This is a genomic window from bacterium (genome assembly GCA_022616075.1).
Classification (GTDB): domain Bacteria; phylum Acidobacteriota; class HRBIN11; order JAKEFK01; family JAKEFK01; genus JAKEFK01.
This window is the reverse complement of record JAKEFK010000064.1, coordinates 1-14493: the sequence shown is the minus strand read 5'-3', so window position 1 is coordinate 14493 and position 14493 is coordinate 1. Positions and strand designations below refer to the sequence as shown.

Sequence of the window (14493 nt, the reverse complement as noted above, 5' to 3'; positions counted from 1 at the left end):
GCGGGCATCCCTGCCCGCAATGAACTCGTCGAGCTACCAAGTTTTTGCGGACTGGAAGTCCGCGCTCCAACTGACTTTTTGGACAGTCTCCCGCACCACTTCGTTTGGTGTTGATTTGTTCTGGAACCCTGACTATTATCCGTCGGAGGAGGATGTCATGCGATTGTTAATCCTATCTATTCTTCTTGCATTTCTGATTTGTCCTCAGGCCTCTGCCTCAACTGAAGATGAAAAGTTTTCAAAACTTGTGGATGAGTATCTGGAACTGTCATGGCAACTCTCGCCCCTCAATGCGACTTTCAGCGGAATTCACAAGTATGACGATCAACTGGAAAGCCTTCTTCTGGCGGAGTCGCGTAAAAGAATGGAGCAAAACAAAGCGTTCCTGCAACGTTTTGAACAAGAAATTGATTCCAGCAAGTTAGACGAAGGCAATCGCATCGATTATCAGCTTATCCTGGATGGAGGAAAGGCTCAGGAATTCTCTTTGGAGAAGTCACGTGATCTGGAAAAGGATCCGGGCATCTACCCTCAGGTTTTGGCCGGCACCGGTTTCCTCATGTTTTCGCGTGAATATGCCCCCTTTCCAGAACGCATGTCGAATCTGGCAAAAAGAATGAAGAAGATGCCACAGATTCTGGAAGAAGGAAAAAAGAACCTGAAAAATCCACCCAGACTCTGGACCGAAATTGCCATTGAAACAACAAAAGGTGCGGTTGGTTTTTACCGGGATCTGATTGGCAATTCGATTTCTGAAATGCCTGAGGGAGACGATCTCCGAAAGCGATTAGAAACCGGAAATGCAGCAGTAATAGCGGCGCTCCAGGCCTACCAGCAGTTTCTGGAAAAGGATCTGTTGCTAAAATCCACCGGCGCATTTGCCGATGGGCGCGAGAACTTTGTTTACCGCCTGAAGAATTTTTATCTGATGGATCAAACTCCCGAAGAAATCAAATCTTCTGCAAACAAAGTATTGAAAGAAACAAAAGCCGAGATGGATCGCGTTGCCGCGAAACTCGATCCGAAGAAGAAGTGGTGGGAAATTCTGGAAGAGGCAAAGAAAAAGCATTGGCCAGAGGACCAGGTGTTGCCGGAATATAGAAAAGCGACAGACCGGGCCCGGCAATGGGTTCTGGATAAGAAACTTGCTTCAATTCCGGAAGAAAAACTGGACGTGATTGAAACGCCGTTGTTTATGCGGTTTGTTACTCCTTACGCGGCTTACTTTCAACCGGCTCCTTTTGAAAAAGAACAGAAAGGCTTTTATTTTGTTACTCCCGTTGATGCAAGTTTGCCCGCGGAAAAAAAATCAGGACTTCTTGGTGAATTTTACATTGACGTAGAAAATACAACGGTGCACGAAGCATATCCTGGCCACCATTTGCAGTTTATTCACCAGAACAGACTCTCTAAAATTCGTAGATTGACCGGGAGTTCTTTGATGTCCGAAGGTTGGGGACTGTATTGCGAGAGACTGGCGGAAGAGTTCGGCTTCTATTCCACACCCATCGATAGTCTTCAAGCTTACCGGTGGGTTCTGGTTCGTGCGGTCCGCGTATTGGCCGATGTGGGTATGCACGTTGATGGCATGAGCTTCGAAGATGCCGTGAATTTGATGTTGGAACACACCAGGCTCGAACGCGGCGCTGCAGAAGGAGAGGTCCGCCGGTATACGCAAACTCCGACTCAACCGCTTTCTTATTTGATGGGTATGCTGATGATTCAGGATCTGCGAAACGAATATCAAAAGAAGCAGAAGGAGAATTTCCGAATTGGCGAATTCCACAATGCGGTTTTGAGCTATGGTTCCATCCCGGTTTCAATGATCCGGACTTCCATGCTCGCCAAACTGAAATAGCTCTTTAACGCAAAGGCGCAAGAAAGCAAAGAAAATAAGAAATACATTTTCTTAACTTTGCGCCTTCGCGCCTTTGCGTTATATGATAGAAAAGGCTGGAGGATTGGTATGGCGGAATGTGTTTTCTGTAAGAAGGTGCATGCTTTCGATCGTGAAGGAGCTTTTCAGATTCTGCGCAAGACCTCAGACACTTTGCGTTTGCTGTTAGATGATGCTCAAACGGAGGCATTTTCCAAAAAAGAAGCCGGCGCATGGTCGCCTCGTCAGATTCTGATTCACATGATCGATACAGAGTACGCCTGGGGATTCCGGTACCGTTACATCATGGCGGAAAAAGAACCGGTTATAACGCCTTATGACCAGAATGACTGGTCAAATACTTTCGACTACGGCGATCTGGACGCAACACAGTTAATTCGCGCCTTCACACCGATCCGTCGTGTTAATCTCGAACTTCTCCAAAGCGTTGATCCAAAATTATTCGATAAACAAGCCCGCCATCCCCAGTATGGAACGATTACTGTAGGGATGATGATTCCACATTTAGCAGCGCACGATTTAAATCATCTCCAACAAATTCGCGATCGTCTTCCTGTTGCCTGATGGAGGTTTGTGATGGTCGTTCCCAAAGATGAACTTTCATTATTCATTCGAGACTGGTATTACGCTGCCTCTGAAGGCCATGTGGAAGCGTTCTTAAACTGTTTCCTGAAGGATGGAAGCACGACCTATTTTGGCACTGACCCTCATGAGCTCTGGTATGGATACGATCAGATTAAGGAGAACATTGAGGAGAATTTTCGAACTTACGGGAAATGGACTGTGATGAGCAAGAATTTACAGGTTCAACAAGTGGGGGATGCGGCTTTTTTTACCGATGAAGTCGAATTGTCTGCTCGCTTTGGGGGAAGCAGTATCGCGGAAGACGGACGCATGTCCGGCGTTCTTGTTTTGAAAAACGGCCATTGGAAAATTGCGCATGTCCACTTCTCCTTCGGCATCGCCAATCGGGACCTCCTCCCCGGCTAATTTTTTACCGCAGAGAGCGCAGAGACCGCTGAGAAAATAAAAATAGTTTAACTCCGCGTTCTCAGCGTGCTCTGCGGTGAAATTAATACTTGAGGTTTGGGTCGGCATTCAAATCCATTTTGTTGATAATGCCGGAGGAGAGTTTGTGTTGCGCGACAGCGGCAATCATTGCCGCATTGTCGGTAGACAGAATCAAAGAAGGAAAGTAAACGGGAGTGTTCTCCTGTTTTCCCCACAGCTCCGCCTGAGTCCTGAGGTGGGAATTGCATGCAACGCCACCTGAAAACGAAACAGAGCGAGGCTTTTTCCGGTAATGAGCCTTTTTCATCGGGTCAAGCAACATTTCTATGGCGACGGTTTGGAAGGAACGGCAAATATCGACGACCGCCTCGGAATAGACTGCCGAACCATCGTGCGATGAAACATGATTTTTTTGAACGTAATGGAGAACTGCGGTTTTGATTCCACTGTAGCTAAAATCGTAAGTGTCTTCACCGAATTGCGCTTTCGTTAACCCGATCGGGTTTGCACCTTTACAGTCTGCGATCCGGTCAATTACCGGGCCGCCCGGATATCCCAATCCCAAAAGCTTTGCCACTTTATCGAAAGCTTCTCCGATTGCATCATCCCGAGTTTCGCCCAGAAGCTCGTATTGATCTTTCGAGTGCAAATGGTACAGGCTCGTATGGCCACCGGACGCGATAATGCTGAGCATCGGCATCTCAGCATTCGGATGTTCCAGGAAAACGGAGTGAAGGTGCGCTTCCAGATGATTGACACCGACGTAGGGTATATTCCATGCGTAAGCGAGTGCCTTTGCTGTGTTCAATCCGACCAGGAGGGATCCCACAAGCCCTGGACCGTACGTTACACCGATCCCTTCGATTTGTTTCGATGTGATACCGGATTGATCGATTGCTTCCTGTAATACCCAGCCGATATTGTCCAGATGATGTCTCGACGCCAATTCGGGCACAACTCCACCGAATGTCTCGTGAACTTTGACTTGCGATGAGATCACATTGCTCAAGATCTTTTGATCTTGCACGACGGCAACCGAAGTTTCATCGCAAGATGTTTCAATACCAAGCACTATCATCTTTGTGTATCGCGGGCGTCTCGCCCGCATCCCATCCTTATTATAATAATGAAAGATATGCGTAAGACGATTCACATCTCTACCGACACCCGTAACGGGCTTTACGACATCACAGAAGAAGTAAAGAAAATTGTAAAAGCATCTGAAATTCAAAATGGAATCGTTAATGTTTACGTGCGTCATGCAACTGCGGGGATCATGATCCAGGAAAACTGGGACGATTCGGTTCAAACGGACGTCGTGAATCTTTTGAAAAAAATGATCCCGGAAGGTGTGTGGCTTCATGACCGGCAGGACGGAAATGGTGATGCGCATCTGAAGTCAGGCCTGGTAGGGCCATCTGAAACAGTTCCTCTTGTGGATGGTGCAATGGCACTCGGCCGCTGGCAAAACATTTTTCTTTGCGAATTTGACGGCCCCAAAAAGCGCGAGATCCTGGTGACTGTGATCGCTGATGCAAAGTAGCGCGGACTCGTCCGCGTTTCATTTTTTATTTGGTTAAATTCTTCAGGCTGTCCAGATAAGGCGCGCGGGCGATTCCTCGTTCCGTGATGATCGCGGTCACAAGCTCGCTGGGAGTCACATCGAAAGCAGGATGGCGGACTTCAATTCCTTCAGGCGCTGTTCGTTTTCCATGAATTTCCACCACTTCCTTTGCCGAACGTTCTTCAATCGGGATTTCCTGTCCGCTCGCCAGTTTCATATCTATGGTGGAAATAGGCGCAGCAACATAAAACGGAATGTGGTTGGCTTTCGCTAATACAGCAACAGAATAGGTTCCGATTTTGTTTGCGACATCTCCGTTTGCCGCAACCCGGTCGGCTCCGACGATCACCAGGTCCACTTTCTTCTGCCGCATAAAGTAGCCGGCCATGTTGTCTGTTATTAAGGTCACGGGAATTTTGTCCTTATGCAATTCCCACGCGGTCAATCGCGCGCCTTGCAGGAAGGGGCGCGTTTCATCGGCATACACCTGCACGTTTTTGCCCTCTTCTACGGCGGCGCGAATCACGCCCAACGCCGTGCCGTAGCCGGCTGTCGCAAGCGCGCCTGCGTTGCAGTGCGTCAAAATGCGCGCCTCTCTGGGGACCAGTTCCCTTCCAAATCGGCCCATCTGCTGGTTCGCTTCAATGTCTTCCAGGTAAATTTTCTGAGCTTCAATCGCGAGGGCAGTTCTCAGATTCTCCAGCGGCATGTGTTTGTCTGCTTCGAACTTTCTTTTCATTCGATCGATTGCCCAGAACAAATTTACTGCGGTCGGTCTGGTTTTGGACATCCTTTCGCAGATTGCCGCGAAAGCCGCCTCAAGATCAGCGTTTACTGTTTGCACTCCCAATGCAATCCCCATCGCAGCCGCTACCCCGATTGCCGGAGCCCCGCGAATTACCATCGTTTCAATGGCTCTTGCGACTTCCTCTGCGGTTGTGTATTCACGGTAGACCTCTTCGGTGGGTAGAAGAGTCTGATCCACCATAATTACTTTGCCGTTTTGCCATTCAATTGTCTTAATCATGTTGCTTTGCCGCCGAGACTGTCTGAAAAGTCCCGTCCTGCTTGGCTCTCTAGTGGGAGCGCGGCCGTCTTGCCGCAAGAACACTCATCGCGCTTACAAGTTTTTGCGGACTGGAAGTCCGCGCTCCGTCTAACTTTTCGGACAGTCTCCGCTCGTCTTTCATGTTATCATTTTTTCTTTATGTTGACCCACCTCCGTGTCTCCAATTTCGCTTTGCTGGAGGAAGTTGAGCTCGACCTGGAAAGGGGATTGAGCTTCCTTACGGGAGAAACGGGCGCCGGAAAATCGATATTCATCGATGCCATCTGCCGGTTACTCGGATCGCGCGCCACACAGGATGATGTAAGGGCAGGCGAAAGCAAAGCGGTGCTCGAAGCGATCTTTGATGGATTGCCCGCGGCCGCGATGGCACTGTTGGAAGAATGGGAAATTGATCCGGAAGAGGAACAATTCATCCTGCGGCGCGAGATTCATTCTACAGGCAGAAGCCGGATGCTGATCAACAATTGCTCCGTGACTCTTCAGCAATTGCGCCAGCTTGCTCCCTATCTTGTAGATTTATTCGGACAGAATGAGCATCAAACACTGCTCGATGGAGAATCACAACGCCGTCTTTACGATGGTTGCATTGGAATTCATTCCCGTGTACAGGAACTAAGTGCGATTGCTGCGGAAATCGCAGCATTGCAAAAGGAATGGAGAGGGTTGCAGGAACGGGAGCAGCAAAGGCAGCGGAACATCGATATTTTGAAGTATCAAATCAAGGAAATTGAAGAGATCCAGCCATCAGAGACTGAAGAAGAGGAATTGCAAGGCAAAAAAGTCTTGCTGCAGAATAGTGAAAGAATTCACTCCCTTTGCGAATCTCTTTTGCAGGTCCTTCTGGAAAAAGATGATTCGCTCGTGTCCCAGCTAAAAGAGGTTCAAAGAAGTATCGGCGAGCTCGCGCGGTATCAACAGGACTTAACAAGTTTTTCAGCGCGAGTAGATGAGTATCAAGAAGACTTCTCGGAACTGGTTCACCGGCTTGAAGCAATCCGGCGCTCTCTGGATTTCGAAGAAAGTTCCTTAGACCAAATAGAATTTCGTCTGGAAACATTTCACAAATTAAAGAAGAAATATGGACCCACGATTCAACAGGTACTGGAACACCTGGAGCGATCCAGGAAAGAGCTTCAGGCGGATCTAAATGTGGAAGAAAGGGAGGAACAGCTGATTCGGGAAATTCGCGCGGCGGTCAACCGGTATGAAACGATTGCCGGTGAAGTTTCGCAGGCGCGTTCTGCCGGTGCGCGGGAGTTTGAGGCTCTTGTGGAAAAGGAGCTTCATCAGGTGGCGCTTGAGAAGTGCCGTTTCCAGGTGCGGCTGGAAGAAGAGATTCAGAGCGGCGTTTCTGAGATGGAAAACCGCTATGCGCCGCAAGGAAAAGAAATCGTGGCGTTTGAAATAGAGCCAAACGCGGGGGAGGGTTTTCGAGATCTGAGCAAAATTGCATCAGGCGGGGAACTGTCACGTATGATGCTTGCGTTAAAAGTGGTCAGCCAGAATACAGGAGAAGAGCGGGCTTTGATTTTCGATGAGATTGATGCCGGCATCGGAGGTCGCGTTGCTTATCAGGTCGGTGAGAGACTCAAACGCCTTTCGAAAGTCGCGCAGGTGTTGTGTGTTACACACCTCCCTCAGGTTGCCGCGTTTGGCGACCAGCATTATCAGGTCCAGAAGGTTTCCAAAGGTGAACGTACTATTACCATAGTACGCAATCTGGATGAAAAGAAGAGGATCGAGGAGCTGGCGCGAATGATTTCAGGAAGCGAAGTGACGGAAACGGCCTTACGTCATGCGCGTGAGCTTCGCGAACAGGTCAATGCTGGAGTGACATGAGGCTTGTTTTGCAGCGGGTCTCAGAAGCGTCTGTTTCGGTGGAAGAAAAAATGATCGGCGTGATTGGAGCGGGGCTCGTAGTGTTTCTATGCATTGAAAAAGGAGATACGGAGACGATGGCGGATCGCTACGCCGGTAAGGTTGCGTCCTTGAGAATATTTGAAGATGACGAAGGGAAGATGAACCGGTCCCTTCTGGAAACCGGTGGGAAGGTTTTGTTGATTTCACAGTTTACTCTGGCAGCCGATGCGGAAAAGGGAAGGCGACCGAGTTTTGATAAGGCCGCCGCGCCGGACCTGGCGTTGCCTCTCTATGAATACTTCGCTGGAAAACTAAAGGATGCAGGAGTGCCGGTGGTGAAGGGCGTTTTTCAGGCAATGATGAAGGTAGCGTTGGTCAATGATGGACCGGTCACTTTAATACTAGGTATTTGATTTCCTTGGCGTTCTTGGCGCCTTGGCGGTTCAAATAAGGAGGCGGTATGAAGCCAGTTGCAGGAATGATGACGCGCGCGGACTTAACATCGCAGATTAACCGCGGCGAAATCGATACGGTCTTGCTCGTTTTCCCGGATTGGTACGGACGATTGATGGGCAAGAGGTTCACAGGCAGCTTTTTCCTGGAACACGTTGCGGAAGAAGGCATGCATGCGTGTGATTACCTGCTTGCGGTCGACATGGAAATGCTTCCTGTTCCGGGATACGAGTTTACAAGCTGGGAATCAGGATATGGAGACTTCGAGTGTCTTCCCGATTTCTCCACAGTGCGCCGTACGAGCTGGTTGCCTCGAACCGCGCTGATACTTGGCGATCTGTACCGGAATGAAAAACCGGTTGAAGTCTCTCCGCGACATATTTTGCAAGTGCAATTGGAAAATGCAATGGAAGCAGGTTTTCAGGTGATGGGCGGTTCTGAATTGGAGTTTTTTACGTTTAACGAAACCTACGAAAGCGCTGCCGCAAAGAATTATCATCATTTGAACAGTGTGGGCTCGTATATTGAAGACTACCATATTTTCCAGGGTACGAAAGAAGAGGAATTGGTGGGAGCAATTCGCAGAGAACTCTGCGCGAGTGGAGTGCCTGTGGAATGCAGCAAAGGGGAATGGGGTATCGGTCAGCAGGAAATAAACATTGAATATTGTGATGCTTTGACGCAGGCGGACCGGAACATCATGTATAAACATGCGGCGAAAGAAATTGCTCACGCGCAGGGGAAAGCTGTCACGTTTATGGCAAAGTGGGATGAAAAATGCGCAGGCTCCAGCATGCACGTCCATCTAAGTTTATGGAATCCGGAAGGGGAGCTGAATCTTTTTAAGGGTGATCAAAAAATTGGACCGGTGCGCGCAAGCGACACCTTCCGCTGGTTTCTGGGTGGCTGGATGAAGCATGCGCGCGAATTGACCGCCTGTTACGCCCCGAATGTTTCTTCCTACAAACGTTATCAAGCGGGTTCCTTTGCGCCGACAGGAATAGCCTGGAGCTATGACAATCGCACTGCCGGTTTCCGCGTGGTTGGGAAAGACCAGTCGTTGAGGATTGAGTGCCGGATTCCTGGAGCTGATGCCAACCCTTACATGGTGTACGCGGCTATCCTCGCATCCGGGCTCGATGGAATCCGGAACAAGATTGAGCCACCTCCCATCTTTAAGGGAGACATTTATCAAGCGAAAGATCTTCCGCGCGTCCCCTCTAATTTGCGTGACGCAATTGCAGAGTTTGAAGCAAGTAAACTGGCACGCCAGGCATTTGGGGATCAGGTTGTGGATCACTATCTTCACTTCTTGCGGACCGAACAAACAAAATTTGATGAAATCGTCACGTGCTGGGAGCGCTCACGCTATTTCGAAAGAGTGTGAAATTCACCGCAGAGGACGCAGAGAGCTGAGAAAAAAATCAAAAAAAACTAGGAGATAAACCGGATCGATGGATAGACCGGATAAAATCAAATCATCTCCCTATCTCCCGAATCCAGCTTATCCCCTTTGGGGTGCGGGGCGGAGCCCCGCTCTGCGTACTCTGCGCTCTCTGCGGTAAAATATAGCAAATGGCGGCACCGGAACAGACGGAAAAATCCCCGAATGTCATGGGGATTCCACAGTTTTTGGGCGCGATGTACCGCTATCTTCGTCCGTATCGATCGCAAACCTTTCTCCTACTTTTGCTGCTCCTTGTGAATCTTGCTTTTACGATGGGCTGGCCTTTGAGCTTCAAATACTTGATCGATGAAGGATTGGTGGAAAAGAATGGACGCGTTCTGGCAATAACCCTCGTGGCTTTGATTGGAGGCGTACTCATTGCCTCGCTTGCCGGTGTTGGTCGAGGATACTTGTACTCTTTTCTTGGCGCAAACGTACTGAAAGACATCCGCGTAAAAACTTTTGCCCAGCTGCAACGATTGTCTATCAGCTTTTATTCCCGCGTGAGCACGGGAGACATCATGGCCCGTTTCTCCTCAGATTTGGCGGCGATGGAGAATGCGGTGACATGGGCCGCATCCAGTTTGCTCATGCATTCCATGAGTGTGTTGATCGGAAGCATCATTTTATTTACGTTGGAGTGGCGACTTGCAATGTTGACTCTGTCAGGTCTGTTACTTTGCGTCATTACACCGGGCCGCATGGCGCGCAAAGCGTCACAAATGAGCTATGGCATGAAGGAATCGGAGGCGCGTCTCAATCAGACTGTTCAGGAAAACATAGGCGCTCAGCCCGTGGTGAAGGCGTTCGGACTGGGAAAACAGGTGATGGAGGATTTTGAGCAGCAAGCCTCTGATCTTGCTCGAAAATCCCTTCAATTCAGTTTTACGGCAGACAATGTAGAGCGAATTCCAACAATCACCATCCTTGTTTTCGAGATACTCGTGGTAGGCGCCGGTGTGGTTCTGGTTTATCAGGATAAACTTACGCTCGGTACACTGATTGCGCTGCATACGTTATTCATACACATCAGTTTTTCTGTGGAAGCCGTGACGAAGGCATTGCCCGTGATTCTTCGCGCTGTTGGTGGCCTGCAGCGAATTGAAGATTTTCTGGAGGAGAAGCCGGACGTGCTGGATAAACCGGGTGCTCCCGATCTGCCGCGATTGTCTTCTGCCATCACTTTTCACAACGTGACCTTCAGCTATGACAGCGGGCAAACGGCATTGAAAGACGTTGATTTGCATATACCGCGTGGCTCGTTCGTTGCATTTGTGGGCCCCAGTGGTTGCGGAAAGAGCACCATCATCAATTTGCTTTTAAGATTTTATGAACCTAATACCGGCAAAATCTTGTTCGATGATATCGATTCGGATCAGGTGAACCTTGAATCATTGTCCGGTCATATGGCCGTGGTTTTTCAAGAGAGTTTTCTTTTCAATGCATCCGTCCGTGACAACATCAGTCTGGGCAAGCCGGACGCAAGTGAAGAAGAAATTCGTATGGTGGCTCAGGCCGCTGAAATTCACGATGTGATTCTGCGATTACCTCAAGGCTACGACACAATAGTTGGGGAAAGGGGTTCAAGCCTGTCAGGTGGTCAACGCCAGCGGATTGCCATTGCGCGCGCTCTGCTGCGTGATCCTGAAATTTTGATGTTGGATGAGGCGACTTCTGCGTTAGATGCGGAAACGGAAGCCGCCATCAATCAGACTCTCGCCCGGGTTGGCGCCGGACGGACCGTGCTTTCAGCCACTCACCGCTTATCCTCTGCTCAAAATGCAGATTGTATTTACCTGCTGACTAACGGAGTGATCAAGGAACAGGGACGGCATCCGGAATTGCTGGCGAAAGGAGATCTCTACGCGAGGCTCTGGCAAAAGCAGAGCGGTTTTTCTTTCAGTGAAGGACTTGCTCAAGTTGATCCGGAAAAATTAAAACGTTATCCGATACTCGAAAGTCTTGATTCCAGCTTATTAGAAGAGATGGCATCACTTTTCGTAACGGAATCTTATCCTGCCAACAGGATTGTGGTCCGCGAGGGCACGTCTGGTAATCGTTTCTATTTAATTGCGCGAGGAAGGGTATCCGTTCACAAGACGAATGCAAACGGTTTCGAAGAAAAAGTCGCTATTCTGGATGACGGGGATCACTTTGGAGAAGTTGCTTTGATCCAAAACGTTAAGCGTACCGCGACGGTCCGGACTTTAACGCCCTGCGTTCTACTCACCCTGCACCGTGAACATTTTCAGAATCTGCTACAACAAGCCCCTCATGTGATGGAAGCGCTCCGCAAAACCCAGGAAGTCCGCGCCGAAAAAGAAACCACCGATCGCATAAAACTCAAATAATTTTTTGATGCTAATAAAAGGATTTCCACCTCAGTCATTTTCTTTCTCCGAAAACGGCAGAGCGAAGTAAAACGTGGCTCCCTCATCCACTTTTGCTTCAGCCCATATGCGTCCGTCATGTTTCTGGACGATTCTGTGGGCGATGGCTAAGCCCACGCCCGTTCCTTCAAACTCCTGAATGCTATGAAGCCGTTGAAAGACACCGAACAACTTATCAGCGTATTTCATATCAAATCCGACCCCATTATCTTTTACCCAGTAAACAATTTCATCTTCTTCAGCACGGCTGCCGATTTCAATGATCCTGGGTTCGCTCTTCCGCGAAAACTTAACGGCGTTAAAGATAAGATTAACTAAAATCTGGCGGAGCATGGCGCTATCTCCGCGGATCCGGGGCAGCGCATGCACCGTCACTTCGTTTTTCTTTATGTATTGATCCCGTTCCAGTTCTTCGAGAACTTCCTTTACCAACTGATCCATGTCAATGTCGTCCGATCGTGTTTCGAGTCTACCCAAACGGGAGAGAGTTAACAGATCATCGATCAGCTGTCCCATTTTTTGTGTGTTGGCTCTGACAATATCCAGGAACCGCTTTCCTTCAAGACTCAAGATTGATGAAGAATCTTTGAGAAGCATTCGTGAAAAACCATCGATGGCGCGTAGCGGAGCGCGTAAATCATGCGAGACGGAATAGGCAAAACTCTCCAATTCCTTGTTTGAGGATTCCAGTGCGAGTGTTTTTCTCTTCAGTTCATCCATTGTTCGTTTCAGCGCAACAAGATTTCGCACACGCGCCAACAATTCTTCAGTGGAAAATGGTTTCAAAATAAAATCCTGAGCTCCACTGACCAGAACTTTCACGCGAAAATCCAGATCGGCTTTTGCCGTTAACAGAACAATTGGAATTCCTGTCAGTTGCGGTTTTTTGCGGATTTCACTTACAAGTTGATCGCCGCTGATTTTGGGCATCATTACATCGGTGAGGATAAGATCCGGCCTCATGGATAGTGATTTTTCCAGACCTTCCTTACCGTCATATGCCAGACCTACGTGGAACTCATCAGAGAGTGTTTCGGCGATAAAACGAATCATCTCGCGATTGTCCTCCACAACGAGGACCGATGGTTTGGTACTGTCCTGCGCTTCTTCAGGTTGGGAGCTTTCAACCGTCTGAAGTTCGTAAAGAATTGCTTGTGGCATCAGACTGGAGTAACTGCTATTGCCCTGGTCGTGGATCGCCGCTTGTTGGGGCGCTTTCAAAGGGAACCGCGCGACAAACAACGCTCCCCCTTCAGGAGCCGTGGAGACATGGATGGTGCCCCGATGCAGTCCAACAAAATCCTTTGCTATCGCAAGACCCAATCCAGTTCCTCCGGTTGTTCGGGTAGAACCTCCTTCGCCTTGACGGAATCGCTCGAAAATGATTTCACGAAATTCCGGAGGCACGCCCGGGCCACTGTCCACCACCGACAGAATTGCGTCGCCATCGATTGTCGTCAGCTCGCAACGCACAATGCCGTTGTGCGGGGCAAACTTGAAGGCGTTCGAGAGCAAATTCAGAATAATTCGCTGCATCTTTTCCGGATCAACCTGCGCTTGCAGCGTCTCAGGCGTGTTTACGGAATAAGCCACTCTTCTGTCGGTGGCTAAACTTTCAAAATGGGAACCGGTGAGCCGCACCAATTTCGCCAGATCGATTTCGCTGAAATTGGGGACCATTTTTCCCGCTTCCATCTTGGCAACATCCAGCAGGTCATTGACGTGTTTCAGCAAGATCATTGCATTTTGCAAAATGACTTCAAGAGAATACCGTTCCGCTGGAGTGCCCCGTCCTTCGCTTAGGAGCTTTGATGTTGGCCCTAGAATAAGCGTCAATGGTGTGCGTAACTCGTGGCTAATGTTGGCAAAAAACTGAGTCTTTAGCTCGTTCATTTCGTAAAGCCTTTCGTATATCTGTTTCAGCTCTACTTCCCGTCTTTCTAGCTCCTCATTTGCAGTTCGAAGTTGCCGGTTTGCTTCTTGCAGTTCTTGAGCGCGTATGTAGATTTCACCCTCAGTTTTTTCAACCCGATCTCTCAACTCCTCTGTGAGTTTGTTTTGTTCGATCCCTTTTTGTTTCAGGCGGACAAAGTCTGTAACATCCTCCACTCGATGAATAATGTAGAGGATTTCCTCCTGCGGATCCAACACAGGTGAGTTACGCGGGCTCCAGTATCTTTCCTCAAAACCGCCCCCTTGCGATTCCGGACGCCGAATGTCATATTTTTGCACCGCCATGGTATCGGGCACTTTGGTTTGTAGGACCCGTCTTAAGGAATCATGGAGGTTACGGACGCCGGTCGCGTTAGGATCGTCCGGATTGTCTGGAAAAACCTCAAACAGATTTTTCCCAAGGATTGTCTCTCGACGAGTCATTGTAGCGGCCAGGTAAGCATCACTGACAGCGACTATTTCCAACGTCTTTGTAAGTACAAGATACAGCCCCGGGACGGATTCAAATAGAATCCTGAAATCAGGCGACGCGGAAACTTCCTTCTTCAAATTACATCCCAGTTTCAAGTCTAACATTTTTTTCGACGAGCACCGGAATAACAAGCAACCAGAATGAGTCTTGACATATGTTTCAGAATTCGTATTATTACTGCTGCCACCAGAAATGGTGGATCCCTCAAGATCCTTCGGTTCTTTAAAATCTGAAGTTTTCAAGAAACGAAAGGGATTTTGTTGTCTTTAAGACATTTTGTTCTTTGAAAAATGGACAGTGTAAACGATGAGTGAGGGCACTCAGAAAGTTTCTTTTTGACCCTTGTACAAGGGTCAGACTCGATTTTAACTGTCTTG

Annotated in this window: 11 protein-coding genes; 8 read left to right on the top strand and 3 right to left on the bottom strand. The window is 48.8% G+C overall.

Annotated elements, in window-relative coordinates; all coding sequences use genetic code 11:
- Positions 1-157 precede the first annotated feature (157 nt).
- The 3 genes from L0156_05415 (at position 158) to L0156_05405 (ending at position 2887) form a co-directional block, all read left to right on the top strand.
- A complete protein-coding gene (locus L0156_05415) occupies positions 158-1858 on the top strand; it encodes a DUF885 domain-containing protein (protein ID MCI0602433.1) in 1701 nt (566 codons plus the stop codon).
- A 108-nt stretch (positions 1859-1966) separates the two neighbouring features.
- Positions 1967-2461 (top strand): DinB family protein, encoded by a 495-nt coding sequence (locus tag L0156_05410; GenBank protein MCI0602432.1) that lies wholly within the window; start codon positions 1967-1969, stop codon positions 2459-2461.
- Positions 2462-2473: 12 nt separating this feature from the next.
- Positions 2474-2887: a nuclear transport factor 2 family protein gene (locus L0156_05405; GenBank protein MCI0602431.1), complete on the top strand. Its 414-nt coding sequence runs from the start codon at positions 2474-2476 to the stop codon at positions 2885-2887.
- Positions 2888-2969: 82 nt separating this feature from the next.
- Here L0156_05405 and tsaD read toward each other — a convergent pair whose 3' ends face one another.
- On the bottom strand, positions 2970-3986 hold the full coding sequence (tsaD, locus tag L0156_05400) for a tRNA (adenosine(37)-N6)-threonylcarbamoyltransferase complex transferase subunit TsaD (protein ID MCI0602430.1): 1017 nt from the start codon (positions 3984-3986) through the stop codon (positions 2970-2972).
- Positions 3987-4043: 57 nt separating this feature from the next.
- On the opposite strand from tsaD, the gene L0156_05395 reads away from it, so the two are divergent.
- The gene (locus L0156_05395) at positions 4044-4451 is read left to right on the top strand and encodes a secondary thiamine-phosphate synthase enzyme YjbQ (protein ID MCI0602429.1); all 408 of its coding nucleotides are present in this window, start codon (positions 4044-4046) and stop codon (positions 4449-4451) included.
- Between the two features lie 25 nt (positions 4452-4476).
- On the opposite strand, the gene mtnA is transcribed toward L0156_05395, so the two are convergent.
- Positions 4477-5499: an S-methyl-5-thioribose-1-phosphate isomerase gene (gene mtnA, locus L0156_05390; protein MCI0602428.1), complete on the bottom strand. Its 1023-nt coding sequence runs from the start codon at positions 5497-5499 to the stop codon at positions 4477-4479.
- A 180-nt stretch (positions 5500-5679) separates the two neighbouring features.
- On the opposite strand from mtnA, the gene recN reads away from it, so the two are divergent.
- From recN to L0156_05370, 4 genes are all read left to right on the top strand, one after another.
- Positions 5680-7380 (top strand): DNA repair protein RecN, encoded by a 1701-nt coding sequence (recN, locus tag L0156_05385; protein ID MCI0602427.1) that lies wholly within the window; start codon positions 5680-5682, stop codon positions 7378-7380.
- Complete coding sequence (dtd, locus tag L0156_05380; GenBank protein MCI0602426.1) at positions 7377-7814, top strand: D-aminoacyl-tRNA deacylase; 438 nt, start codon at positions 7377-7379, stop codon at positions 7812-7814. The genes recN and dtd overlap by 4 nt, the downstream gene beginning before the upstream one ends.
- 47 nt (positions 7815-7861) lie before the next feature.
- Positions 7862-9241, top strand: coding sequence for a glutamine synthetase family protein (locus tag L0156_05375; GenBank protein MCI0602425.1), 1380 nt, complete (start codon positions 7862-7864; stop codon positions 9239-9241).
- Positions 9242-9429: 188 nt separating this feature from the next.
- Positions 9430-11652 carry an ATP-binding cassette domain-containing protein gene (locus L0156_05370; protein MCI0602424.1) on the top strand — a complete coding sequence of 741 codons (2223 nt, stop codon included), beginning with the start codon at positions 9430-9432 and terminating at the stop codon, positions 11650-11652.
- A 30-nt stretch (positions 11653-11682) separates the two neighbouring features.
- Here L0156_05370 and L0156_05365 read toward each other — a convergent pair whose 3' ends face one another.
- Complete coding sequence (locus L0156_05365) at positions 11683-14220, bottom strand: ATP-binding protein (protein ID MCI0602423.1); 2538 nt, start codon at positions 14218-14220, stop codon at positions 11683-11685.
- Between the last annotated feature and the right edge of the window lie 273 nt (positions 14221-14493).

Bases quoted from the DNA above. Each gene is read 5' to 3' on its own strand.
- L0156_05415 (MCI0602433.1), top strand. From the start codon at position 158: ATGCGATTGTTAATCCTATCTATTCTTCTTGCATTTCTGATTTGTCCT.
- L0156_05410 (MCI0602432.1), top strand. From the start codon at position 1,967: ATGGCGGAATGTGTTTTCTGTAAGAAGGTGCATGCTTTCGATCGTGAA.
- L0156_05405 (MCI0602431.1), top strand. From the start codon at position 2,474: ATGGTCGTTCCCAAAGATGAACTTTCATTATTCATTCGAGACTGGTAT.
- tsaD (MCI0602430.1), bottom strand. From the start codon at position 3,986: ATGATAGTGCTTGGTATTGAAACATCTTGCGATGAAACTTCGGTTGCC.
- L0156_05395 (MCI0602429.1), top strand. From the start codon at position 4,044: ATGCGTAAGACGATTCACATCTCTACCGACACCCGTAACGGGCTTTAC.
- mtnA (MCI0602428.1), bottom strand. From the start codon at position 5,499: ATGATTAAGACAATTGAATGGCAAAACGGCAAAGTAATTATGGTGGAT.
- recN (MCI0602427.1), top strand. From the start codon at position 5,680: ATGTTGACCCACCTCCGTGTCTCCAATTTCGCTTTGCTGGAGGAAGTT.
- dtd (MCI0602426.1), top strand. From the start codon at position 7,377: ATGAGGCTTGTTTTGCAGCGGGTCTCAGAAGCGTCTGTTTCGGTGGAA.
- L0156_05375 (MCI0602425.1), top strand. From the start codon at position 7,862: ATGAAGCCAGTTGCAGGAATGATGACGCGCGCGGACTTAACATCGCAG.
- L0156_05370 (MCI0602424.1), top strand. From the start codon at position 9,430: ATGGCGGCACCGGAACAGACGGAAAAATCCCCGAATGTCATGGGGATT.
- L0156_05365 (MCI0602423.1), bottom strand. From the start codon at position 14,220: ATGTTAGACTTGAAACTGGGATGTAATTTGAAGAAGGAAGTTTCCGCG.